The 23,923-nt window shown below is 49.5% G+C and carries 21 protein-coding genes, 1 rRNA gene and 1 other RNA gene; 3 read left to right on the top strand and 20 right to left on the bottom strand.

Translation table 11 applies throughout. The features are described from left to right. The 15 genes from ACETK5_RS31780 to rpoE all read right to left on the bottom strand — a co-directional run. Window positions 1–401: ribosomal RNA gene (locus ACETK5_RS31780) — 16S ribosomal RNA — on the bottom strand; the annotation flags it as partial. Window positions 402–732: 331 nt separating this feature from the next. Further along, window positions 733–1,002 carry a pro-sigmaK processing inhibitor BofA family protein gene (locus ACETK5_RS31785; protein WP_100541579.1) on the bottom strand — a complete coding sequence of 90 codons (270 nt, stop codon included), beginning with the start codon at window positions 1,000–1,002 and terminating at the stop codon, window positions 733–735. 39 nt (window positions 1,003–1,041) lie between these two features. Beyond that, window positions 1,042–1,332 carry a hypothetical protein gene (locus ACETK5_RS31790; RefSeq protein ID WP_100541580.1) on the bottom strand — a complete coding sequence of 97 codons (291 nt, stop codon included), beginning with the start codon at window positions 1,330–1,332 and terminating at the stop codon, window positions 1,042–1,044. 230 nt (window positions 1,333–1,562) lie between these two features. Further along, complete coding sequence (gene recR / locus ACETK5_RS31795; RefSeq protein WP_071222338.1) at window positions 1,563–2,162, bottom strand: recombination mediator RecR; 600 nt, start codon at window positions 2,160–2,162, stop codon at window positions 1,563–1,565. 25 nt (window positions 2,163–2,187) lie between these two features. Then, window positions 2,188–2,499, bottom strand: a complete 312-nt coding sequence (locus tag ACETK5_RS31800; protein ID WP_009595540.1) for a YbaB/EbfC family nucleoid-associated protein — start codon at window positions 2,497–2,499, stop codon at window positions 2,188–2,190. 41 nt (window positions 2,500–2,540) lie between these two features. Further along, window positions 2,541–4,256 carry a DNA polymerase III subunit gamma/tau gene (gene dnaX, locus ACETK5_RS31805; RefSeq protein WP_394059666.1) on the bottom strand — a complete coding sequence of 572 codons (1,716 nt, stop codon included), beginning with the start codon at window positions 4,254–4,256 and terminating at the stop codon, window positions 2,541–2,543. A 292-nt stretch (window positions 4,257–4,548) separates the two neighbouring features. Beyond that, an RNA gene (ffs, locus tag ACETK5_RS31810) (signal recognition particle sRNA large type) lies at window positions 4,549–4,815 on the bottom strand. A 117-nt stretch (window positions 4,816–4,932) separates the two neighbouring features. Continuing rightward, window positions 4,933–5,130 carry a 50S ribosomal protein L31 gene (gene rpmE / locus ACETK5_RS31815; protein ID WP_006207505.1) on the bottom strand — a complete coding sequence of 66 codons (198 nt, stop codon included), beginning with the start codon at window positions 5,128–5,130 and terminating at the stop codon, window positions 4,933–4,935. Between the two features lie 177 nt (window positions 5,131–5,307). After that, window positions 5,308–6,585: a radical SAM family protein gene (locus ACETK5_RS31820; protein ID WP_100541582.1), complete on the bottom strand. Its 1,278-nt coding sequence runs from the start codon at window positions 6,583–6,585 to the stop codon at window positions 5,308–5,310. 32 nt (window positions 6,586–6,617) lie between these two features. After that, complete coding sequence (gene rho, locus ACETK5_RS31825) at window positions 6,618–7,946, bottom strand: transcription termination factor Rho (protein ID WP_100541583.1); 1,329 nt, start codon at window positions 7,944–7,946, stop codon at window positions 6,618–6,620. Window positions 7,947–8,100: 154 nt separating this feature from the next. Then, complete coding sequence (locus ACETK5_RS31830) at window positions 8,101–9,360, bottom strand: UDP-N-acetylglucosamine 1-carboxyvinyltransferase (protein ID WP_071222334.1); 1,260 nt, start codon at window positions 9,358–9,360, stop codon at window positions 8,101–8,103. Window positions 9,361–9,676: 316 nt separating this feature from the next. Next, window positions 9,677–10,531 (bottom strand): class II fructose-1,6-bisphosphate aldolase, encoded by an 855-nt coding sequence (fba, locus tag ACETK5_RS31835; protein ID WP_076326392.1) that lies wholly within the window; start codon window positions 10,529–10,531, stop codon window positions 9,677–9,679. A gap of 174 nt (window positions 10,532–10,705) precedes the next feature. After that, a complete protein-coding gene (locus ACETK5_RS31840; RefSeq protein ID WP_076326391.1) occupies window positions 10,706–11,098 on the bottom strand; it encodes a response regulator in 393 nt (130 codons plus the stop codon). A gap of 274 nt (window positions 11,099–11,372) precedes the next feature. Beyond that, entirely contained in the window at window positions 11,373–12,974 is a 1,602-nt protein-coding gene (locus tag ACETK5_RS31845; RefSeq protein ID WP_071221150.1) for a CTP synthase, read from the bottom strand. A gap of 695 nt (window positions 12,975–13,669) precedes the next feature. Beyond that, window positions 13,670–14,236 (bottom strand): DNA-directed RNA polymerase subunit delta, encoded by a 567-nt coding sequence (gene rpoE, locus ACETK5_RS31850; RefSeq protein WP_100541585.1) that lies wholly within the window; start codon window positions 14,234–14,236, stop codon window positions 13,670–13,672. 367 nt (window positions 14,237–14,603) lie between these two features. On the opposite strand from rpoE, the gene ACETK5_RS31855 reads away from it, so the two are divergent. After that, window positions 14,604–15,752: a S8 family peptidase gene (locus tag ACETK5_RS31855; RefSeq protein ID WP_326115670.1), complete on the top strand. Its 1,149-nt coding sequence runs from the start codon at window positions 14,604–14,606 to the stop codon at window positions 15,750–15,752. A 103-nt stretch (window positions 15,753–15,855) separates the two neighbouring features. On the opposite strand, the gene argS is transcribed toward ACETK5_RS31855, so the two are convergent. From argS to ACETK5_RS31880, 5 genes are all read right to left on the bottom strand, one after another. After that, window positions 15,856–17,535 carry an arginine--tRNA ligase gene (gene argS, locus ACETK5_RS31860; protein WP_100541587.1) on the bottom strand — a complete coding sequence of 560 codons (1,680 nt, stop codon included), beginning with the start codon at window positions 17,533–17,535 and terminating at the stop codon, window positions 15,856–15,858. Continuing rightward, window positions 17,532–17,957, bottom strand: coding sequence for a YwiB family protein (locus ACETK5_RS31865; RefSeq protein ID WP_071221146.1), 426 nt, complete (start codon window positions 17,955–17,957; stop codon window positions 17,532–17,534). Before ACETK5_RS31865 ends, argS begins: the two co-directional genes overlap by 4 nt. Window positions 17,958–18,310: 353 nt before the next feature. After that, window positions 18,311–18,982, bottom strand: a complete 672-nt coding sequence (locus ACETK5_RS31870) for a GNAT family N-acetyltransferase (RefSeq protein WP_326115668.1) — start codon at window positions 18,980–18,982, stop codon at window positions 18,311–18,313. 83 nt (window positions 18,983–19,065) lie between these two features. Beyond that, the gene (locus ACETK5_RS31875; protein WP_394059667.1) at window positions 19,066–19,737 is read right to left on the bottom strand and encodes a GNAT family N-acetyltransferase; all 672 of its coding nucleotides are present in this window, start codon (window positions 19,735–19,737) and stop codon (window positions 19,066–19,068) included. A 49-nt stretch (window positions 19,738–19,786) separates the two neighbouring features. Continuing rightward, a complete protein-coding gene (locus tag ACETK5_RS31880; RefSeq protein ID WP_326118197.1) occupies window positions 19,787–20,644 on the bottom strand; it encodes a carbon-nitrogen hydrolase family protein in 858 nt (285 codons plus the stop codon). A gap of 343 nt (window positions 20,645–20,987) precedes the next feature. Between ACETK5_RS31880 and ACETK5_RS31885 the strand changes: the two genes are divergently transcribed. Together ACETK5_RS31885 and ACETK5_RS31890 are read left to right on the top strand one after the other, a co-directional pair. Further along, complete coding sequence (locus tag ACETK5_RS31885; protein ID WP_326115665.1) at window positions 20,988–21,512, top strand: phosphatase PAP2 family protein; 525 nt, start codon at window positions 20,988–20,990, stop codon at window positions 21,510–21,512. 236 nt (window positions 21,513–21,748) lie between these two features. After that, entirely contained in the window at window positions 21,749–23,821 is a 2,073-nt protein-coding gene (locus tag ACETK5_RS31890) for a serine hydrolase domain-containing protein (protein WP_394059668.1), read from the top strand. The last annotated feature ends 102 nt before the right edge of the window (window positions 23,822–23,923 follow it).

Raw genomic sequence — 23,923 nt, forward strand, 5'->3', positions numbered from 1 at the left:
CGTCAGGCTTTCGCCCATTGCGGAAGATTCCCTACTGCTGCCTCCCGTAGGAGTCTGGGCCGTGTCTCAGTCCCAGTGTGGCCGTTCACCCTCTCAGGTCGGCTACGCATCGTCGCCTTGGTGAGCCATTACCCCACCAACTAGCTAATGCGCCGCAGGCCCATCCCCAAGTGACAGATTGCTCCGTCTTTCATTATTCCACAATGCTGTGAAATAAATTATCCGGTATTAGCTACCGTTTCCGGTAGTTATCCCAGTCTTGAGGGCAGGTTGCCTACGTGTTACTCACCCGTCCGCCGCTAACCTTCAGGAGTGCAAGCACTCCATCAAGTCCGCTCGACTTGCATGTATTAGGCACGCCGCCAGCGTTCGTCCTGAGCCAGGATCAAACTCTCCAATAAAGTTTGACTTGCTCATTTCTTAACTGACGAGAATTTGTTCAATTCTCTTTATGATCCACCATCCAACAAACCAAGGCTTGTACATGATGGTTTCACAATGGATTTCACTAGTGAAATCCTCACTCACTCGTTGTTCAGTTTTCAAAGATCAATCATTTTCGTTTGTCATCCGCATCTCAGCGGCGACTTTTATAATATATCATACTAGCTTGCTGTTGGTCAAGAGGTTTTTTTGATTATTTTTTCAACCATTTTTCCACCTGACCAGTGAATCTCTATCACCCAGAATCAAACGGGCGAACATTAATGTATCATAGAATATAAGCTTGCGTCAACTACCTAATATCGTTATTTTCAGACCAACTAGTAGAGCCACGCCCGGCAAGCCCAGAACCATAACGGTTCCTATGGTCATCGGATTCAGAGGAATATACGTTTCAGCTGCTAAGCCCGTGAAATTCACAACATAGATAGCTACAGCCGAGAGGGCCAAATGCGCACCGAATACGGTTAACCATCCCAGCCCGAGCTTCTTTCTAAACACAACATAGATAAGCAGCAAAAGCGATATGCATAACACGCCCAGAACAATCATTTTCATAGATACTCCTCCTTCATTAGGAATCCTTGCAGCTCTCGTTTAACCGTTCTCCCTTTTTTGCTCGATATATTGCATCCTTGCTCCATCCAGGTTGAGCTGCTTGGCCTGTTTGAGGTTCATTTGGTATTTGCGCTCCGCTGCCTCCAGCATGTAGATCGCATAATCGATCTGATCCTGTCCCGTCGCCTCTTGAAACAGCAAATGCGCTCGCTCCCACTCCATTTGGGATCTCTGAACGTCCAGGAAGACATGCCACATCCGTTCCTGGTCCTCTGCCGTGATATACGTTTCCTCTTCTTTTTTCCTCGACTGCTTCCACCATATCTTCATTCCGTTCACTCCCTATGAATATGAATGTTAAGACACTGCCCTTAAATAAGACTGTCTGTAACATTCATATCGAGAGAGGGACAAACTTAGAACCAAAAGAGCTCTTCCAGCCTCTACTTTCTGCGCGATGTAGTAAATAAAGAAAAAACGAGCCCTCAGAATTGCTTCCGATGCTCGTTCTCGTATATATGCTTTCAATCTCAAACCGATGTTGCAGGAATCACAAAATATCAGTTCAGTTCTCGTCGGCCCTCTAGCGCCTTGGATAAAGTCACTTCATCTGCATACTCCAAGTCACCGCCAACAGGCAGTCCATGGGCAATTCGGGTCACCTTAATGTCAAAAGGACGGACCAGACGCGATATGTACATCGCCGTTGCCTCTCCTTCTATATTGGCATTCGTGGCCAGAATCAGCTCTTTCACTCTCTCGTCGCTAAGACGCGTCAGCAGCTCCTTCAGACGGATTTCATCCGGTCCGATCCCCTCCATTGGAGAGATGGCTCCATGGAGGACATGATAGTAGCCATCGAATTCCTTCGTACGCTCCATCGCCACGAGATCCTTGGCATCCTGAACAACGCAGATGGTCGAAGCATCCCGGGTTTTGTCCTGACATACCCGGCATGGATCCGTATCGGTGATGTTGCAGCAGACGGAGCAGTAGTGCAGATTCCTTTTGACACTGACTAGCGCTTTGGCAAAATCAATAACGTCATCTTCCTTCATGTTCAGAACATGAAAAGCCAGGCGGGCAGCCGTCTTCGGCCCCACACCCGGCAGTCGCGTAAAGGCGTCGATGAGCTTCGCGATCGGTTCAGGATAGTACAAATGTAACTACTCCTTCTAGGTTAGATTAGAACAAGCCCGGAATTTTCATGCCGCCTGTGAATTTGCCCATATCAGCATTTGCGATTTCTTCAGCCTTGGCAAGTGCATCGTTAACCGCAGTCAATACCAAATCCTGCAGCATTTCCACATCATCCGGGTCAACCGCCTCAGGTTTGATGTTGATGGACAGAATTTGTTTATGACCATTCGCTTCCACGGTAACCACGCCACCGCCGGAAGTTCCTTCAACGGTTTTCGTAGCGAGCTCTTCCTGAGCCTTAAGCATTTGCTCCTGCATCTTTTTCACTTGCTTCATCATTTGGTTCATATTATTCATTGATTCATCTCTCCTTATAATAGGGTGCACGTAGGGACGTGCTAGTCTTTTATGACAACGAGGTCTTCTCCAAACAATTGGATCGCCTCATCAATCCATGGTTTTTCCCCACCGGCATCCGCTTCTTCATGCTCCAGCTTAAGCTCTTCTGCCTGAGGCTTGCCCACTCCTTCTACCGCGTCACTCCAGTCACGAAGCATCATGGTAACCAGATGATACGGTTTGCCAAGCGTAGACTCAAGAACCCCTTCAATCACCTGTTTGTTGGCAGGTTTCTCCGTGGTTTCCCGGTGGATGTTGTTTTTAAAAGCGACAAGAACCTTGTCTTCCCATACGGACACGGGTTCTCCATCCATCAGCCATGCATGGACCGTTACCTTCTCCTCTTTTACATTCTGCAGAATTTGGGCCCACTGCCGATGAACAGAGATATAATCCTCCCCGGATCGGCAAGATACATACTGATCCATATGCTGCGGGATCTTAGCTGATGAAGCTGCTTTCGGTGCCGGCGTACGGGTAGACTTGGCCGGTTCACGTTGACTCGATGCAGGAACACCGTTTTGTATCAGTCGCTCCAGCTTTTTCTCAAGTGAGGCTACATGCTGCTTCAGCTGAGCGAGTTCCCCCGCATCGGCCGTACTATGGGCAGCTGTGGCCCCACCCGCAGATTGGGTTATACCGGAAAGCTTGAGCAATGCTACCTCAAACAAGGTTTGCGGCTGCGAGGCATATTTCATCTCACTCTGATACCGATTCAGCGTATCAATCATTTGAAATAATTCATCTCGACTGAAGGCATTCGCCATCTCCTGAAACTCTGCCGGATTCAAAACCCGATCGGTCAGCTTGTCGGCGCCAGGAACCATCTTGATCATTAGCAAATCGCGGAAATAATACAGGAGATTCTCCATGCATTTATCAGCACTTTTCCCCTCCTGCATGAACTGCTCCACGATCTGCAGCACAAGTCCGGCATCCCCTTGTTTCACGGCACTGGCCAGACGGCCAAACTGCTCCGAGGCAATACCGCCCGTCATGTCCATGACCTGCTGGTAAGATACCGTGCCTCTAGTGAAGGAAGCAATCTGATCCAAAATGCTCAATGCATCCCGCATACCGCCATCGGATAGACGTGCGATATACTGCAGCGCTTCATGCTCTGCCGTAATGCCTTCTTCTCCGCAAATCTGCTCCAGACGCCCGGTTTGTTCGTCCAAGGAAACCCTTCGGAAGTCAAACCGTTGACAGCGTGAGATGATTGTTGCCGGAAGCCTGTGCGGCTCTGTTGTCGCTAGTATAAACATCACGTGTGCCGGCGGTTCCTCCAGCGTTTTCAATAAGGCATTGAACGCTTCCGTCGTCAGCATGTGTACTTCATCGATAATATAAACCTTACGCCGCACCTCGGTCGGTGCGTATTTGACTTTCTCCCGCAAATCACGGATTTCTTCGACACCGCGGTTGGATGCAGCATCAATCTCCTGAACATCCATGACGGCGCCGGACGTAATACGCCGGCAGGCCTCGCATTCATTGCAGGGTTCCTCAGCCGGACCATGCTCGCAGTTCACGGCTTTGGCCAAAATTTTAGCGGCACTGGTCTTACCCGTACCCCGTGGACCGCTGAACAGGTAGGCATGGGAAACCCGCTGCTCGCGAATGGCATTCTGCAGGGTCTGGATAATATGCTGCTGGCCCACCATGTCGCCGAACGACTGTGGTCGCCAAGCACGATATAACGCGATATGTTCCACTGTGCTTTACCCTCTTTCAACTTCCACTTCACGAGATCGAGAAAACCAAAAGTTTATACTATGCCCGATTCTCGCGTGCTTTACTGTGCATTCATGGTCAACCCAGCCGAAAAGGCATGAGTTTAACGGTTATATTATACTACATTCTATACTACTTTCCCCTGCCTTAGCAAAACGTTTACTTGGAAAACTTTATCCAAAGTACACATGAAGGATTAGCTTGAATATATAGCCATCTCGACAAAAAACACCCTTGCCAATATGGCAAAGGTGTTATGTGCAGATATGTATACCGTGCACCTGTTATTGATAATTGCGATCCGAGCGGCAATCCTGAGCAACAACTCGGGCTAGGCACCCCTCCGGCACAAAAGCGATCTTGCTTATGGCTGCTTCCTTCCGGACCTGACCAGGTTCACAAGTGCTCATTGCGGAGGACCCAACCGTCAACGTTGAGCGCAGGGACCAGCCTCACATCGACAATACCTCTAACAGGAATTCAACCTCGCTACAGCGGATTGCGAGTTACAGGGCACCGCTACCTCCCCGTCTAGCACGGCGAACTTTAGTATATCGCATGGCTATCAAAAAAGCAACCGACGGAAGAAGTTGCATACTCCGCCAGCCTTATAAACAGACAAAAACCCTTCGACCACAAAGGGGAAGGGTTTGTTTATTAGATACCGTATTTCTTCTTGAATCTATCAACACGACCGCCAGCATCCAGGAATTTCTGTTTACCTGTGAAGAACGGATGACAGTTCGAGCAAATCTCTACACGAAGATCTGGTTTTACAGAACCTGTTTCAAACGTATTACCGCAAGCACAAGTAACTGTAGTAACGTGATATTTCGGTTGAATATCTTGTTTCATTGTAGCTTTCACCTCTTTCCGCCCTGAGCCTCATGCGGACCCAGAGTTATATGGACACATAAATGGAGTATATCACGAGCATATTGAATGCGCAATAGCCCATACACAAATCATCAGGCAAGACCACAATTGGAATTTCAACCTGTTTTTAACACATGCGATATCAGTACGGTTCTGTTAGATAATCGAAGGTCTCTTCTTCGGTCTTGCCTGTCCTGCAGGCGGCACATGCGTGTAGGAGCCAATCACCACATCCGGCAGCTCCTCCTGCATAATCTCAATAGCCTGCTTCATCCCCAGAATCTCGCCTTGCGCAGGCGGAATAAGCTCAAGATAGCTCTCAGGGTCAATATTGAGATTACGCAGCTGGATTAACTTAAGACCCGTGCGGCGGGCAAACTCAATCATGGCTTCCAGCTCTTCCTCGCGATCGGTCACGCCTGGGAAGATCAGATAATTGATGGATGTATACACCCCTTGATCGGTTGCATAACGAAGAGATTTCTCCACATTGGCCAGCGTATAGCCCCTTGGCTTGTAGTATGCGTTATAATGATCATCCAATGCACTGATGGTACTGACTCTCATCAGATCAAGACCCGCATCGACGATGCCGCGGATAAAATCGGTCAGTCCCGCATTGGTATTAATATTAATGTATCCCATATCGGTCTGTGCCCGGACTTCTCTCATGGCTTCTATAATGATCTTCGCCTGCGTGGAGGGTTCTCCCTCACAGCCTTGGCCAAAGCTGATGATCGACTCCGGTGTCTTCAGATGCTCCAGCATGACCTGCACCAGCTCATCCACTCTCGGACGGAAGTTCATGCGGGTCTGAGGCGAGACAAAGCCGCTGTCATCCGGCTGTTCCGAAATACAACCGAAGCATCCGGCATTGCAGGAGTAAGACACGGGAACGGCGCCCTCCCAGCGATTCAGGAAGGTGTTGGATGCCGTCAGGCATTCATATCCTAATGCACAGTTAGACAGATGTTCATAGAGCCGATTCTCCGGATACTTCTCCTTCAGCGTCTTGACTCCAAGCTCAAGATCGTTCAGATCGCAGTTCACAGGGTTCCACTTCTCAGGGTCATCGGATAAACGCGCCGTCGTATAGAAAGCGCCATCCTTCCATACGACCGCCGAGTAACCAAATAGCGGCAGCTTATATTCCTTGTCCGACTTCACGTACCCCGGCAAGCAGAGCCGGGTGTAGCCTTGCGGCAGAAGCGCTCCGACAGCGGTATACCCGTCTTCAAGCGGCATCATTTCACCGGTCTCCGGATCCATTCCGATCGCTCGGGTGCTTGGCAGTCCGACTAGTGTAGCTCCTTCCGGCAAAGGTATCAATTCATCATCCAATATCTCAACGATCATATCTCCGCTGCGGGCCAGCCCAAACAGTTCGGAATGATCGTATACGTTCCCTTGTTCATCTGCATAAACCAAATACATGTTGATCTCCTATTCTCCGGTTGATTCAGGGCTTAGCTCTGAGGGGCCGTCGCCGCAGATGCACGCGATGGACGTCTGGCTGTCTGGCCCTGAGCCCCGGTTCCGCTACCGTTATTGGCATTAACATCAAATGATGCCAAGAACTCCGCGTTATTCTTGCTGTCACGCATTTTTTTGAGGAAGCCTTCCACAAAGTCAGCAGAGTCATTCATATTTTTACGGATCGCCCAAATGGTATCCAATTCATCCTTATTCAGCAGCACCTCTTCACGCCGGGTGCCGGAGCGGCGAATGTCGATCGCCGGAAAAATACGGCGTTCCGCGAAGCGGCGGTCCAGATGCAGCTCCATGTTGCCCGTACCTTTAAATTCCTCATAAATAATATCATCCATCCGCGACCCGGTTTCAACCAAGGCCGTAGCCAGAATCGTCAAGCTTCCGCCTTCCTCCACGTTGCGCGCCGATCCAAAGAAACGCTTCGGACGATGGAATGCCGCAGGATCAATACCGCCGCTCAGCGTTCTCCCGGACGGAGGGATGACCAGGTTATACGCGCGGGCAAGACGGGTGATGCTGTCCAGCAATATAACAACGTCCTTCTTATGCTCCACCAGCCGCAAGGCACGGGACAATACCAGTTCCGCCACTTTAATATGGTTCTCCGGAAGCTCGTCAAAAGTAGAAGCAACCACCTCGCCCTTAACGGAACGCTGCATATCCGTCACTTCTTCAGGCCGTTCATCGATGAGTAAAACAAACAGTTCAATCTCTGGATTGTTGGTTGAGATGCTGTTGGCGATTTCTTTTAAGAGGAGCGTTTTCCCTGCTTTTGGCGGCGCTACGATCAAACCGCGTTGTCCTAAACCTACAGGTGCAAGCAGATCCATGATTCGGGTTGACAACTGATTAGGGGATGTTTCAAGAACAAGCTTTTCTTGCGGATAAAGAGGAGTCAAGGCTGGGAAGTGCAATCGTTCCGCTGCGACGGCAGGATTCTCACCATTCACGGCGTTAACCTGCAGCAGCCCGAAGTAACGTTCGTTCTCTTTAGGTGTCCGGCATTTGCCCGAAACCAAATCTCCGGTTCTTAAATCAAATTTGCGAATCTGGGAGGCCGAAATGTAGATGTCCTCCGTGCTCGGCAAATAGTTGATCGGCCTAAGAAAACCGTAACCCTCCGGCAAAATCTCGAGTACACCCTCCATGAACATCAAGCCGCTCTGTTCAGCCTGCGCCCGGAGAATGGCAAATATCAATTCTTTTTTCTTCAACTGGCCATAATAAGGAATCTGATACTTTTTGGCCAGCTTATACAGATCCGTCAGCTTCATGCCTTCCAAATCGGCTATTTGTAAATCCATTCAATAACCACCTATTCAATTATTTGTTTCTGTCACAGCAGATCCCTGCTGTCATGTAGTCTATTATTCTATGAGAGCTTTACTAGGAGCATTACCCAAATCAGAGGGAGATATGCAGTTTTAACTGCATATTTCCCTCATTTTGGTAAAAAAATCACTCTTCCTCCGTCTCACGCCATACGTCTGCACCCAGCATACGCAGATTGGATACCAGATGGTCATAGCCGCGATCAATGAATTCTACGCCGCTTACCTCTGTTACCCCTTCGGGTACGGTTAGTCCCGCAATGACAAGAGCCGCGCCTGCGCGCAGGTCAGTCGCTTTGACTTTAGCTGCGTTCAGCGGACCGCCTTCTATAATGGCAGAGCGTCCCTCCACGCGGATTTTGGCCCCCATGCGAACGAGCTCCGGGACATGTTTAAATCGGTTGCTATATACAAAATCACTAAGGACACTGACGCCTTCCGCTTGCGTAAGCAGGCTGGTCATCGGTGATTGCAAATCCGTTGCAAATCCAGGATATATAAGCGCCTTCACATCCACATGCTGGTACCGGTCCTTACCGATCACGCGAATGCTTTCGTCCAGCTCCTCAATACCAACACCCATCTCGATCAGCTTGGCCGTAAGGGCTTCAAGATGTTTCGGGATGACGTTGTCAATCAGAACATCGCCGCGTGTAGCTGCGGCAGCAATCATATATGTACCGGCCTGAATCCGGTCTGGAATAATGGAATGTCGGCAGCCATGCATCTCGGTTACGCCTTCAATCCGGATCGTTTCCGTTCCGGCGCCCTTAATGACAGCTCCCATGGAATTCAAAAGTGTTGCAACATCTATAATTTCAGGCTCTTTCGCCGCATTTTCAATAATTGTGGAGCCTTTGGCCTTAGCAGCCGCCAGCATAATATTAATCGTTGCACCCACACTGCTCACATCCAGATAGATCTTCGCGCCTCGCAGCTCTTTGGCATGCAGATGAATCGAACCGTGTTCATTGGTGACGGTTGCGCCGAGCGCTTCAAAACCCTTGATGTGCTGGTCGATGGGACGAGGTTCAAAATTACAGCCGCCCGGCAGGCCGATCACGGCTTCTTTAAATCTTCCAAGCATGGCGCCCATCATATAGTAGGACGCGCGCAGTTTCTTGACGGGTCCGTTAGGCATCGGAATAGATTTGATATCAGAAGGGTCAATTCTCATCTGATTGCCTTCCCATGAAACTTGCCCGCCCAATTCTTCCAAGATCTCAGCATAAACAGCCACATCGCTGAGAAGCGGCAAATTATCAAGTACGACTTCCGATTCCGCCAGGATTGCGGCGGGAATTAACGCAATGGCACTGTTCTTGGCACCACTGATGGTTACAGTGCCTCGCAGTGGGCGTCCACCGCTGATCATCAATTTTTCCATAAGCTTTCGGGTCCCCCTACATCACTTCGCAGCCGGAAATGGTTCTGATGGCCGTCATACAAGAAAAACGTCTTAGCGACGTTCCTTAGGATGACAGACCGCATTTAGCGTTCTTTTTTTGTTCTCGATTATCCGGTTGTGAAGCTCACAACCCGCTTGTTCTTTGATATCTTAATAAATGAAATGGAAAAACACCGGCTATGCGGTGTGCTTTCCATTTCATTGTATGCAGCATAAGACAGCCTAAAATCTTAGGTGATTCCAATCGTCATGTTGTGGCCACTAGGACTACGAGCGATTTAATTACAAGTAATGATTACGCTTGATTGTTGGAACCGAACTCACGGATTTTGCCAACAACCGTTTCCTTAATCGCCTCACGGCCCGGTTTCAGGAATGTGCGCGGATCGTAAGCTTCTGGTTTAGCAGCAAGCACTTCACGAACAACTTTGGAGAACGAGATTTGGTTCTCGGTGTTCACGTTGATTTTGGACGTACCCAAAGAGATTGCTTTCTTGATGTCATGCGTCGGGATGCCTGTACCACCATGAAGCACCAACGGAAGTTTCACAGCATTGCGAATCTCTTCCATCTCTTTGAAACCAAGATTTGGTTCGCCTTTGTAAGGACCATGAACAGAACCAAGCGCAGGTGCCAATGTGTCGATGCCTGTTTCGTTCACGATGCGAACGCAATCGTCAAGCTTCGCGTACATTACGTCACCGATGACGTCATCTTCTTGTCCGCCGACCATGCCGACTTCAGCTTCAACGGAAACGCCTTTGGCATGAGCATACTCAACGACTTGTTTCGTTGTTGCAATATTCGTCTCAATCGGGCTGTGGGAATCATCGATCATAACCGAAGTGAATCCAGCGTCGATTGCCTCTTTACATTTCTCAACACTTGAACCGTGGTCAAGGTGAATGGCAACAGGAACTGTAACTTTCAGGTCCTCCATCAAACCTTTTACCATGTGTACGACGGTGCTGAATCCACCCATATAACGAGCTGCGCCTTCGGAAACTCCGAGAATTACCGGGGATTTCTCTTGCTCAGCCGCTTCAAGAATCGCATATGTCCACTCCAGGTTGTTGATGTTGTATTGACCAACAGCATATTTACCTTCGAGTGCTTTGTTCAGCATGTCTGTCATTGATACTAATGGCATGGTTTCATCCTCCTATAGATGCTTAGTTTGTCTATGGTTTTTAGCCGATATAACATACGGACTTATTATACCACATCGCGTCATAAATACTAAACAAGCATTTCCTAAAATGCTGCGAAGGACCTCACATTCTGGCAAAAAAAAGAATTCCGCCCTTTGAGCAGAATTCATCATTCAACCGATATTATTGGCGGTCCCTTTCAGCTGCATATTGACGGCTTGCCGCATCTCATCAATATCAAAGGGTTTGGTAAAATGCATCAACGCACCAAGATCGGTTGCTTCCTTGATCATGTCAAGCTCTCCATAGGCTGTCATCATGATCACCTTAATGTCCGGATTCATCTGTTTAATATGCTTCAAAATCTCAAGCCCGTCCATTCCAGGAATTTTCATATCCAGCAGCACCAAATCCGGGGCATGCATCTTCACAATTTCAAGCGCTACCTTGCCGTTCGCCGCTTGAAACGTCTCATATCCTTCACTGCTGAACACTTCCACAAGCAGGATGCGGATACCATTCTGGTCATCCACAATCAGCACTTTGTGTTTGCTTTCTTTGCTCATCCTTCCAACCTCCCCGATACTTAAATCGTACAATGAGTATATGCAAACTCGAAAGTTCCTAACTTTCCCATAAACCGACCATTATTTGTATTCGCCTGTAGATGTCGAATTCCTTCCTATCCTAAAAAAAGTAAGAAAAAAAGATGTACAAATTTGTTGTATACGAAATCGACAGCTCCGGACATCCGATTTGAACGTTTAGCTTGTTCCCGTCCGTAGTGAGGACGACGGATTTGTACACAAAAAAGAGCCTCTTCAAAAGAGGCTCTTCTCATTATGCCTGATGCTGGATCGAGGCTTTTACAAATTCACGGAACAGCGGCTGCGGACGGTTCGGACGGGAAGTGAATTCCGGATGGAATTGCACGGCGAGGAACCAAGGGTGTCCTGGCAGCTCTACAATTTCAACCAGACGTCCATCCGGAGAAGTACCGGATATACGCAGGCCTGCTTTTTCAATATCTTCGCGGTATTGGTTGTTAAACTCATACCGGTGGCGATGTCTTTCATATACCAGCTCGTCCTGGTAGCAGGACTCGGCAAGCGATCCTGGAACCAGCTTGCATGGATACAGACCCAGGCGCATGGTTCCGCCAAGATCCTCAATATCCTTTTGCTCCGGCAGCAGATCGATGACTGGATATTCGGTAGCCGGATCGATCTCCGAGCTGTTCGCGCCGTTCAGACCGACAATCGAACGGGCATATTCAATAACGGACACTTGCATCCCAAGGCAAATGCCGAAGAACGGAATGTTGCGTTCGCGAGCATAGCGGATCGCGCTGATCTTGCCTTCGATACCCCGATCACCAAATCCACCCGGTACAAGAATACCGCCAATGCCACTCAACGCCTCTTCCACATTGTCTGCCGTAATTTCTTCGGCATTCACCCAGCGGATCTTCACGTCGGCATTAGCATCAAAGCCTGCATGAGACAAGGATTCAACAACACTGAGGTAGGCATCGTGCAGTGCGACATACTTACCGACGATCGCAATCTCAACGGTCTTCTCCAGCTTGGATACACGCTCCACCAGATCTTCCCACTCGCTCATATCAGGCGCAGGTGTGGTCAATTTCAAATGATTGACAACAATTTCATCAAGGCCTTCTTCACGCAGATTCAGCGGTACCTCATACAGCGAGGAGGCATCGCGACATTCTACAACCGCATTCGGGTCGATGTCGCAGAAGAGCGCGATTTTTGCTTTCATCTCGGTTGAAAGCTCATGCTCCGTACGGCACACGATAACATTCGGCTGAATGCCAATACTGCGGAGTTCTTTTACACTGTGCTGGGTCGGCTTTGTTTTCACTTCACCGGCTGCCTTAATATATGGAATGAGGGTTACATGAATATACATCACGTTCTCACGGCCAACGTCGCTCTTAATCTGACGGATCGCCTCAAGGAAAGGAAGACTTTCGATATCGCCAACCGTACCGCCGATTTCGGTAATGACCACATCCGATCCCGCTTCACGGCCTGCACGGAACACGCGCTCCTTGATTTCGTTCGTAATATGAGGGATCACCTGCACGGTACCGCCTAAATATTCGCCCCGACGTTCCTTGCTGATAACAGAAGAGTATACTTTCCCTGTTGTCACATTGCTGTTCTTCGACAGGTTAATATCGATGAAGCGCTCATAGTGTCCCAGGTCCAGGTCGGTTTCCGCACCGTCATCCGTAACGAATACTTCGCCATGCTGGTAAGGACTCATGGTGCCCGGATCTATATTAATGTACGGATCGAATTTCTGAATCGTTACCTTGAGCCCTCTGTTCTTAAGCAATCTACCGAGCGAAGCGGCGGTAATTCCCTTACCAAGAGATGACACGACCCCGCCTGTTACAAAAATATACTTTGTCACTGTTAAAAACCCTCCTATATAATCTCCATAACTTCAGGCGACATATGATGTTTATCCTAACCCGTTTTCCCCTGATTCATCAGAGGGACCAACAAAAAGCATCGCTCGCTTCCAAAAATGGTGAGCGAGCTGACCTCCGACCTATTACAAACCGCATATATTGACGCTTAAATGATCCTCATACCGAGCTGCTAAACACGGCATACGTTATGAGGCATCCAAACGAGCGGTTCCCATACCTCATCTTAAACAACTGCAAACCTAAGTCTTAGTCGACATAAGGTTTAAACAGAAGATCTCCCCCACCGGCGGAATAATCACTGCAAGAGACCATGGAAGTCCAGTCCCTACAGGAAGGATGCCTCCACAGCCCAAAGAAAAAATGTCTATCGACAAACTTCCAGAAGCAGACCGCTTTTGATAAGGTAGTTTCTCTTGCATTATTAGGTCCAGAAGCTAGCGTCGTTTACACTTTCTGAGCCTTATAAACAAAAAAAGTGACCCCGAATAAATAACGGGGCACTTTTATATTAAACATATTTAATCCACAATCATAAGCCCAAGCAATAGTTTACTCTGTGCCTTGTCTGCTTGTCAAGAGAAGAAGCAACCTCAAAATTCCCCAATGGCCTGACACTGTAAAACACAGTCATAATCAGCGTAGACAAGTCCTAAAGCCCCTGCTGCCTGACGGATTAATCCTTATCGTCTTCCTCAAATGCTTCATCTTCCAGATCGTCTTCCTCTTCGGATTCCGAATCCTCGTCATCCAATTCGTCATCATCCAGAACAACCTCTTCATCTACATCATCGTCGGCATCATCATCATCCGGGAAGAGATCGTCGTGATCATCATCTTCCTCATCGATGCTGTCGAAATCCTCCTCGGCATCGTCACCGCTATAAGTATCCTCTTCATCGGTGAAATCATCGTCATCATCATCTTCATCGTTGATGATCCGCGGACGCTTGGCGTTCGCAATCGGATCCTCGGACTTCTCCAGCGGATACCAGCGCTTCAGTCCCCACAGATTCGTTCCTACACATGCGAAACGTCCGTCTATATTGATCTCGGTATATAACTGGGCAATCGTTTCGTTAATTTCCTGTTCCGTAAAGCCGCGAAGCTTGGCCACCTCATTCATAAGGTCACGGTAATAATACGGCGTATTCGCCGCTTTCAGAACCATAAAAGCCAGGTCAACCATGGGGATTTCCTGAATCTTCTCCGGATCGATCTTTAAATTGAGCGGATTACTCACTAACGCACACTTCCTCTCACACAATCTTCACGTTATACCCTCAACATATCCATTATCAAAACTAAGTAAAACCTATTTGGAAATAAAAATCAAGTTTTTATGCACCATTACCCATCAGATACCAAAAGGAAAAAGACGGAGAGGATTCCTCTCCGTCTTCTGACTGTATCCGCCCCAAGGATCGACTCCTTACGGGATTAGATAAGAGAACCTTGATGTTCTCTCCATGTATCTTATGTTAGCCCTGCTGCTTTGACACGGTAAACAGGGCCTATTTCCCGGAAAAAGGGCAACATCCCATTCGGGCACTCTCCCCGGTTCATACAATACTGAAGCAACGGTTCATCGGGAAGGGAGATTGCCACACATGGATTACACCCGGATCATGCAATCACTACTTACAGAGACGAACCCTATGCGGAACGTCCGGGAAATGAACCGGCGGCTCCTTACGTTTCATGACCCTCAGCTGTACCAGGAATGTATCCGCGAATGGAATCGACTTGTCGGGAAAAGGCGTTTTCCGAGTTCGGTCAGCTATTCGCCGCTTACCCGCACCATCATCGCTCCAGCTCCCCAAACCGCGAAGTTTGAGTCGGAGTTTCGGAATGAACTGATGGTTGAAGAGGATGAACAGGTTCATATCCATGCCATACAGGGGACAATTGGAACGTTAACCGGGATCCCATGGGGTATCAAGCAAATCAAAGCCCCTCAAGCCTGGTCGGTCTCGACAGGACACCGCATGAAGATTGCCGTTATCGACACGGGGGTGGATTTCGCTCACCCCGATCTGAAGTATTCGCTGACTCGAGGTGTTAACCTTGTCCACCGGAACATCCCGCCATATGATGACAACGGACACGGAACACATATTTCGGGTACCATCGCTGCTGCCAACAGCACGCAGGGAATGATTGGCGTTGCTCCAAGATCTGTGGTGTATCCAGTCAAAGCCTTTGATCACAACGGATCCGCCTTTGTGTCGGATATCATTCTAGCCATCGACTGGTGCGTGCGGTCCGAGATCGATATCATCAATATGAGTTTCGGTATGCAAACCCGAAGTCGCACGCTGCTGGATATAGTAGGCAAGGCCAACCAAGCAGGTGTCATTATTGTTGCCTCCTCCGGTAACGACGGCAAACGCCGTACCGCGGACTATCCTGCCCGTTATCCTCAAACCATATCCGTCGGAGCTACCGACCGCAACCGGAAAATCCCTGCCTTTAGCAATCGCGGGCAATTTGTCGATATTTATGCACCTGGAGATAAAATCGTGTCCGCGTGGCTGCAAGGAAAATACCACGAGATGAGCGGCACCTCCATGGCGACTTCACACGTTAGCGGAGCGATTGCCCTACTGCTTGCACAAAAGCCTGACCTAAAAAAAACGGCTACCATTAAGGCCCTGCTGCGACGCACCTCCTCTCCCCTTAAGCTCAAAAAAGGATACAGCGTCTCCGATGGAGAGGTAAATGCCTTGAAATTTTTGCGCGAGGGCATGAAATTATAAACTGATTCTTCATCAACAATAAAAGAAAGTCCGTTTATCAATTAAAAACAGCCGCCTTTCCACGGAAAGACGGCTGTTGTCACATAGTAAAAGGCAAAATCCCTTACATCCGTTCCGGAGCCGATACGCCCATCAGGCGAAGCACGTTAGCGATGACCGTGCGAACTGCTCGAAGCAAAGCAAGGCGAGCCTGCGTTTGATCCGCATCCTCGGTGATCACGCGTTCGGCTCGATAGTAGCTGTGGAACAAGGAAGCCAGCTCATATACATACCGGATGAGTCGGTGCGGAGCATAGTTCTCTGCGGCAAGCGACACTTCCTGCGGAAGCTCTCCTATTTTGCGCAAAATGTCGTATTCATGCTCGGTTGTAAGAACGCTCAGGTTCACTTCGGAAAGCGGCAGGAGGTTAACACCCTGCTCCTCAGCTTGGCGGAATACGCTGCATATACGTGCGTGAGCATACTGCACATAGAAGACAGGATTCTCATTGGACGTAGACACCGCCAGATCCATATCGAAATCCAGATGCGAATCCATACTGCGCATGGTGAAGAAATAGCGAATCGCGTCCACGCCGACTTCATCCATCAGATCTTCCATCGTGACCGCTTTACCGGTACGCTTGGACATCTTCACTTTCTCGCCATCCTGGAACAAGCTGACCATCTGGGCGATCAATACAATCAGTTTGTCCGGATCATTGCCGAGCGCCTCCATGGCAGCCCTCATCCGCGGAATATAGCCATGGTGATCGGCTCCCCAAATATTAAGGATCTTGTCATAGCCGCGCTCGTATTTATTACGGTGGTACGCAATATCCGGCGTCAGGTAAGTATAGGTTCCGTCATTCTTCACGAGGACGCGGTCTTTGTCATCCCCATAGTCGGTTGTGCGAAGCCAGGTTGCCCCATCCTTCTCATAAGCTTCGCCCTTCGATTTCAGCTCTTCCAGGGATTTCTCCACGAGTCCGTTCTCATACAGGGATGTCTCACTAAACCATTCGTCAAAATGAACGCGGAATCGATTCAAATCGCGTTTGATTTTATCCAGTTCCTTCTCAAGTCCGAACTGACGAAGGAATGCCGTTCTCTCGCCTGGATCCATGGATAGCAAAGAGTCGCCCTTCTCGGCTACAAGCTCTTTGGCAAACCCTTTGATATCTTCGCCATGGTATCCATCTTCCGGCATTTCGGCATCCTGTCCGAGCTCCTGCAAGTAACGGGCTTCGAGGGATTTAATCAGGTTGACCACTTGGTTGCCCGCATCATTGATGTAGTATTCGCGCGTAACTTCGTAGCCTGCAAAATCAAGCACATTGCAGAGGGCATCGCCTACCGCCGCTCCGCGGGCATGTCCCAGATGCAGACTTCCGGTGGGGTTAGCGCTGACAAACTCCATCTGAACCTTTTGCCCCTTACCCGCAGCAATCCGCCCGTAGTTGTCGCCCTGTTCTTCTACCAATGCAACGATCGGATAGAGATACCCCTTGTCCAAGGTAAAGTTAATGAATCCAGGCCCGGCTATTTCCGCCTTTTCAATGGAAGCTTTCGCCATGTCCAAATGCTCCAAGATAGCCTCCGCAATTTGCCGCGGGTTCTTCTTGGCGATTCGTGTCAACTGCATCGCTACGTTCGTAGCCAAGTCGCCATGCGACTTATCCTTGGGAACTTCCAGCGTAATGCCCGGCAGTTCCTCACGGGAAACCAGCCCTGCAGCTACGGCAGCGTCCGCCACCGCTTCAGCAACCAGCCCGTTAATGTGATCTAATGGATTCATTGTCATGATTCATGTGCCTCCTGAATAGTCAAACTGATCGAAAAGTGTCCCGAAAACTCGTCAAACACATATAAATCATACGCCCAAGCCGCTCGTCCGGACACGCCTTCAAGCGCTAGCTCCAGACGCTGGGTGTGCGTAGACAGATTAAATGAAGTGAACGGGGAGCGGTAATACCCCGGCAATCGCTGACCCAGCTTAAATGCCTGCTCGGACTCCACCTCGCCGTGACGGATCAGCTTCAGCTCGTCCTCCGTCAGCTTGAGCATCGCCCGGGTTTCCCCTTGATGCGGTCCAAGCGCTGGTTCTGTATAGCGAACATACAGGACATTCCCTTTGATAAACGCCTCTGCCGGAAGCTCCTGTATCGTATTCTCCCCTTCGTGAAGGCTTTGAAGACGGATGCTCACTTGTTTTCGGTCGTTCATGTACGTTCCTCTTTTCCTTACCTATTGTATTACTATATCCAGTATAGCCTTGCAATTCAAATGAGGATTTTAGCAAATGTGAAGAAAAAGTTGATCCACGTGCTTACACGAAAGACCAACCGCATCCTCAATCTCCGTATTTCACGGCCCATTAATTTGCCACTCACTATAACCTACACCTGTGATTTCCTTGCCAAAATGGGCTGCCGGATCATGGCTCTGCACGCTCCATCTCTGAATATAAGGGGGACCGTCATTCTACGAATAGAATACCAAATTAGCACATGCTATAGGCATAACCAGAAAAAAATATGCCTGATCCATAACGAATCAGGCATGATCCACACTATAGATTACAACGGCAGCAGAGATACCTTCTCCCGCGCTTCCAGCTTGGCGACCATGTCGTTCCAGGCCTGCGGCTTCTCAGGCAGTACCGAATAGTATCGTTTCAGGAAGCTCACGATCAGCTCTGCAGGCAATTCATTGACAGCATCATCGCCCGGCATGAAGCAGAAGTCGAGCCCGCTCACGGCTTCGCCATCATTATTCCAGGATGGATGCACGTAGGCGATATCCGTGCGTTTGTAGCCAAGATGCGACAGCACCTCGCGGCGAACGAACGGATCCATCGGCTTTACCCCGCCGAACGCATAGTCCTGTACCCGATATGGATCGTAGATCTCGGCGAACATGCCGAACAGCTCCTTGCCGTTCGCTGCCGCCAGTTGATTCAGATCCTTCAAGCGATGCTGTGCCAGAAATCGGCCGATGCCAAGCCCTTCGCGGCCAATAATGGTGAAATCGGTCATCGCGACGTTCCAATCCTCGTAATAGCGGTATTCCGTCGTACCCACCACTTCATCCTCATGCAGGGCAACAAACACCCGAATACCCGGATCCTCCAATGGTTCTTTCCATAGACTGAATTCCAGCACCTCTTCCGGAGGGAACACTTCCTTCATCAGATTGTGCATTTTGCGGAACAAGGGATCGTCGATGCTGGTAATACGGATATATTCCATTAAATAAAAGCCTCCTTATATATGTAATCAAAAAATCCACTTTATATATGAAGCCAATTCATTATCATTCACGCAAAACTACTTCACCCACTGAACGGATTCTTCCATTCCATTAGAGCCCCATAATTGCAGGAATCCTCATCCTCCAAATACTCCGCTGCCACCCCAACGGGCGTCCGGCCGCAACGCAGCAGGAAAGTAATCACCGGATCCTTGAGGTCACCCCGGATCACAGCGTCCAGATATTCCGCAGCCGACATTTCATGGGCATGCCGATGATAGCCGGGCATCCGTCCGCCGCCAAGCAGTCGGTCCAGTCCCCGATTCACCGTCACATGGTACAGCGACTGGATCAGCCATTTGCCGAGTCCGAGCTTACGAAAGCGCGGCCTGACGCAAATGTCGGCAATGTATAGCGTATTCCCGTCCGGCTTGTGCGTCCGGATATACCCGTTATCCGTGGTACCCGCCCAGGAGTGGGCAGGCTCTCGCGGATCGTAATCCACAATGAGCGAGGTGATCGACCCGGCGAGCATCCCGCTCACTTCAACGCACAGAGCACCCTCAGGGAACAAGGTGACATGCTGCTTCAGCTGCTCCTTGTTCCACAATTGCTCCGGCGGATACGGGGGAGGGAACGTCTCGGATTGAATGACGATCAGCTCGTCAAAATCCGCTTCCGTGTAGCTTCGTATGACAACCGGCACCGGCCGGGTGTCGTCAAATACATAAAACTGTTGATGAAACCGGGCCATTTCCTCTGCACCGCCTTTGTCCTATTTTCCTCAAGTGATGATAAACGGCTTATTTCCAATCCGGATACAAATCCGTGCGGCGATCGCGCCATGTCGTGACGGATCCTTTCTCCCGCACTTGGTACAATAAATCCAGATTGAGATCGGCTGTAATGATCATGTCGTTGTTGAGCTCTCCCTCGGCCAGCAGGCCCTGCGGAGGAAACGGGATATCGTTCGGGGTAATGATGGCCGCCTGTCCGAAGTTGGCACGCATCAGATCCACGGTTGGCAGCGAGCCAACGGTACCTGTCAGCACCACATAGATTTGATTCTCAATGGCGCGGGCATGGCTGGTGTAACGAACGCGGTGGAATCCGTGACGATCATCCGTACAGGATGGACAGAAAATGACGTCGGCCCCTTTAGCCTTGGCCATGCGCACGATCTCAGGGAATTCAATGTCATAACAGGTCAGCATCGCAATGGTGCCTTTTTCCGTCTCGAACACTTCGAGCCCTTCGCCTGCTCCCATATTCCATCCGCTAATCTCCGAAGGCGTGATATGAATCTTGGCCTGCTCCGCAATGCGGCCGTCCGGATAGAACAGATGCGCGACATTGTACAGCTTCCCTTCCCGGCGAATGACGTGCGTACCGCCAATGATATGCATGTTATATTGCTTCGCAAAGCCTTGAAACAGCTCGCGGTAACGGTCTGTGAAATCCGGAAGATCATTGATCGTCAACGCCTTGCCCTGATCATCCCCGATGGACATCAGCTGGGTCGTGAAAAATTCCGGAAACAGCACAAAATCGGCTTCAAATTCCTCCGCCGCCCGGATATAATGCTCCGACTGACGGGCAAAATCGTCAAAGGATTGAATGGTGTGCAGATGATATTGCACGGCAGAAACGCGAAATTTCATGCTTCTCCTCCTTAGGCATAGTTAGATGCTTTCATTATATCGGATTCCGGGCTCCGAGAACATGGGAACATGAAGTCATCATCCCTTGGAAACCATAATCTTGTGAGGCGTGCTTCCAACACGCTCAAACGGTTAGCCCTCAACTCATGTGTGAGAAAGAAAGATCAAATTATGAAAAAATACATGTCATTCATACCCACGCTTAACAATTCTCCTGTATACTGTCGTATGTAAGCCTCTTGTCTACACTTTGAATCTCGGCCCTTACAAGCATATATCCTCAGCCTGATTGAACTTTGGGCTGACAGCTTACAAAATTATAATGTGAGGTGTTCTGTTCACAATGATTACTCGTTCGATGGATTGGCTTCAGCAACATGACCACCTTATCTTCCGCTGGTTAAACCGCAAGATCAGCAACAAAACGGTGGATTCGATGCTCGCGCTGGTCACCCATATGGGGGGTGCTATCTTTACCATTGTGCTGACACTTTCGATAGCGTTTTTTGCACCTGAGCCGTGGGATGCGATGGGGTGGCAGAGCTTTTTGGCGCTTTCCCTCAGCTTCCTGATTACGGCCCTCATCAAAAGGAAGATGCGGCGCATCAGGCCCTATCTGGCACTGGAAAAGGTACGGTTCGAACAAAAACCGATGAAGGACCATTCGTTTCCTTCCGGTCACTCGACGGCCATCTTTTCCATTATCACGCCGTTTCTGTTCATAACGCCTTGGCTGTCGTTGCTCTTGATCCTGCTGGCCCTTACGGTCAGCCTGTCACGCATCTATCTGGGCTTTCACTATCCTTCGGATTGTTTGGCCGGCTGTTTCGTCGGAACCACCTCGGCGCTGCTTATCGTACTTAGTTAAAAAAACAGGCATTCCCCTAATGGCTTCACGGCTATGAATGGGATGCCTGTTTTTTTCACTTTTCGCTTTCCCTCACTTGTTATTTCCCTGCCCCTCGATCCCCGCTGCGACAAGGAATTATCGCTATCTTCCCATACGTATCCATCATCATTTCACAGAAATATGAAAAAAGATTGAACCATTCCAGCTGGTAAATCGTACTAATAGTACATTCATAATAAGGAGGTATTTATTCATTGAAGAAAAGACTATCACGTATGCTCGTAACCCTTCTCGCAGTCACACTGGTTCTTCCAGCTGGGGTAATGGCAGCAGATAACAGCCAAGCTGCCGCTGGAGGAAGCCTTGAGAAAACCGCTGCAGAGAAAGCCAAGCTGCTCACCGGGACGTATGGAACGACAAGCGTCCAATATGCCCTGATCGACAACGGCAAGATTACCGTGTCCGGGCAAGCGGGCGTCAATGATGCCGAAGGAAAGATCCCGCTGACCGAAGATACGATGTATGGCATCGGCTCCACGAGTAAAGTGTTCACCGCCGCTGCGGTAATGAAAATGGTGGATGAGGGGAAAATCAATCTGGATACGCCTCTGGTTCAGTACATACCCGAATTCACGATGAAAGACGAACGTTACAAAAAAATCACGCCGCGCATGCTGCTCAACCATTCCTCCGGACTGCAAGGCTCAAGCCTGAACAATGCATTTTTGTTCGAGGATAATGACCCTCATGCACATGACACGCTGCTGAAGCAGCTGTCCACCCAGAATCTGAAGGCAGACCCGGGTGCATTCTCCGTTTATTGTAATGATGGGTTCACGCTAGCTGAAATACTGGTAGAGAAAGTGAGCGGCAAGGATTTTACCGCATTCATTCATCAATATTTTACCGAGCCGTTAGATTTGGACCACACGAAGACATCCCAAGATACGTTGGAATTAAGCCAAATGGCAGGTCTGTACTATCCTACTCACCAAGGACAGCTTCCTAACGAGACGATCAATGTAATCGGAACCGGCGGCATCTATTCTACGGCTGAAGACCTGGTGCAGTTCGCGCAGATCTTCACCGGGGAAGCCGAAGGCATTCTTTCCGACAAATCCGTTAAAGCCATGGAGCAGGAAGAATATAAAAAAGGTCTGTGGCCCGAAGACGCCGATAACTCGTTCGATTACGGACTCGGCTGGGACAGCGTGAGACTGTTCCCGTTCAACCAATATGACATGAAGGCCGTAACTAAAGGCGGAGACACGATCCTGTATCACGCTTCGCTCGTAGTTCTTCCTGAGCAGAATATGGCTGCCGCTGTATTATCTTCCGGAGGTTCCAGCTCAACCAACCAATTGTTGGCCAACGACATTCTGCTGCAAGCGCTCAAGGAGAAAGGCACCATCAAGGAATTCAAGCCGGAAAAATCATTCGGCAAACCGGTGAAGGCTGATATGCCAAGCGACATCACGAAATTTGCCGGTTACTATGGCGTGACGAATCAACAGATGAAAGTCGACATCAAGGACGGCGAACTGTCCATTACCGTACCCATGATTCCGGAGTATCCTGCGGAGAAATATGTATACACCGCGGATGGAACATTTGTCAGCGCGGATGGCAGTACGAAGGTCAGCTTTGTCAAAGAAAAGAATGACCGTATCTACTTATGGGTAAGACAATATGTTTCGATTCCTGGACTGGGACAGATGGCTTTATCGCAATATTCGGCCGAAAAAATGGAAGCGAACCCGCTGTCCAAGGAGACCGCTGCCGCATGGGCCAAGCGGGAAGGCGAAACGTTCTATCCATTGAACGAGAAATTCACATCGCTGATGTACTTCATCACGAAACCGACGGTCGAGATTAACAGCAAGAGCGGTCTGGAAGGATATCTGATCGACAAGAAGATCATCGACCCGGATACCGCAGTAAGCCAGCATCAGGTTCCCGCGATCGGCAGCCGGGATACGTCCGAATTCCGTTTCTATAAGGAAAAGGGCGTAGAGTATCTGGAAGGGGCAGGATCCCTGTTTGTGAGCGGTAAGGACGTTAAGCCGCTTTATAAAGGAAAAAAATCAACCGTCACCCTGCAAGCCGATGGCTATGCCAAATGGTACACCGTCCCTAAACAAGCTGCAGGCAAAACGATGACCGTCTCCCTGCCGGCACAAGGCGCATTCGCCGTGTATGACGAAAAAGGTGCCGTTGTGAACTACAGCATCGTCAGCGGCAGTAATGAAGTGAAGCTCCCTGCCAATGGGGCTGTCGTATTTGCCGGTGCCCCAGGCTCGGCATTCGGTATCACCCTGCAGCCGTAATGAAGGTGGGCAGCGGGGGTACATGATCCCTTGTCAAGCCCAGATATAAAACAGAAGCACCTCAACCAACGGCTCATGCCCATGGTTGAGGTGTTTTTTTGC

Source organism: Paenibacillus ilasis (genome assembly GCF_043195395.1).
Lineage (GTDB): Bacteria > Bacillota > Bacilli > Paenibacillales > Paenibacillaceae > Paenibacillus_AQ > Paenibacillus_AQ lautus.

Coding starts and splice junctions, on each gene's coding strand:
- ACETK5_RS31785 (WP_100541579.1), bottom strand. CDS start 1,002: ATGAAAATGATTGTTCTGGGCGTGTTATGCATATCGCTTTTGCTGCTT.
- ACETK5_RS31880 (WP_326118197.1), bottom strand. CDS start 20,644: ATGAAATTTCGCGTTTCTGCCGTGCAATATCATCTGCACACCATTCAA.
- ACETK5_RS31875 (WP_394059667.1), bottom strand. CDS start 19,737: ATGGCCCGGTTTCATCAACAGTTTTATGTATTTGACGACACCCGGCCG.
- ACETK5_RS31885 (WP_326115665.1), top strand. CDS start 20,988: ATGATTACTCGTTCGATGGATTGGCTTCAGCAACATGACCACCTTATC.
- ACETK5_RS31820 (WP_100541582.1), bottom strand. CDS start 6,585: ATGTATTTGGTTTATGCAGATGAACAAGGGAACGTATACGATCATTCC.
- ACETK5_RS31800 (WP_009595540.1), bottom strand. CDS start 2,499: ATGAATAATATGAACCAAATGATGAAGCAAGTGAAAAAGATGCAGGAG.
- ACETK5_RS31830 (WP_071222334.1), bottom strand. CDS start 9,360: ATGGAAAAATTGATGATCAGCGGTGGACGCCCACTGCGAGGCACTGTA.
- ACETK5_RS31855 (WP_326115670.1), top strand. CDS start 14,604: ATGGATTACACCCGGATCATGCAATCACTACTTACAGAGACGAACCCT.
- ACETK5_RS31865 (WP_071221146.1), bottom strand. CDS start 17,957: ATGAACGACCGAAAACAAGTGAGCATCCGTCTTCAAAGCCTTCACGAA.
- ACETK5_RS31870 (WP_326115668.1), bottom strand. CDS start 18,982: ATGGAATATATCCGTATTACCAGCATCGACGATCCCTTGTTCCGCAAA.
- ACETK5_RS31840 (WP_076326391.1), bottom strand. CDS start 11,098: ATGAGCAAAGAAAGCAAACACAAAGTGCTGATTGTGGATGACCAGAAT.
- fba (WP_076326392.1), bottom strand. CDS start 10,531: ATGCCATTAGTATCAATGACAGACATGCTGAACAAAGCACTCGAAGGT.
- rho (WP_100541583.1), bottom strand. CDS start 7,946: ATGGATTTACAAATAGCCGATTTGGAAGGCATGAAGCTGACGGATCTG.
- rpmE (WP_006207505.1), bottom strand. CDS start 5,130: ATGAAACAAGATATTCAACCGAAATATCACGTTACTACAGTTACTTGT.
- ACETK5_RS31790 (WP_100541580.1), bottom strand. CDS start 1,332: ATGAAGATATGGTGGAAGCAGTCGAGGAAAAAAGAAGAGGAAACGTAT.
- argS (WP_100541587.1), bottom strand. CDS start 17,535: ATGACAATGAATCCATTAGATCACATTAACGGGCTGGTTGCTGAAGCG.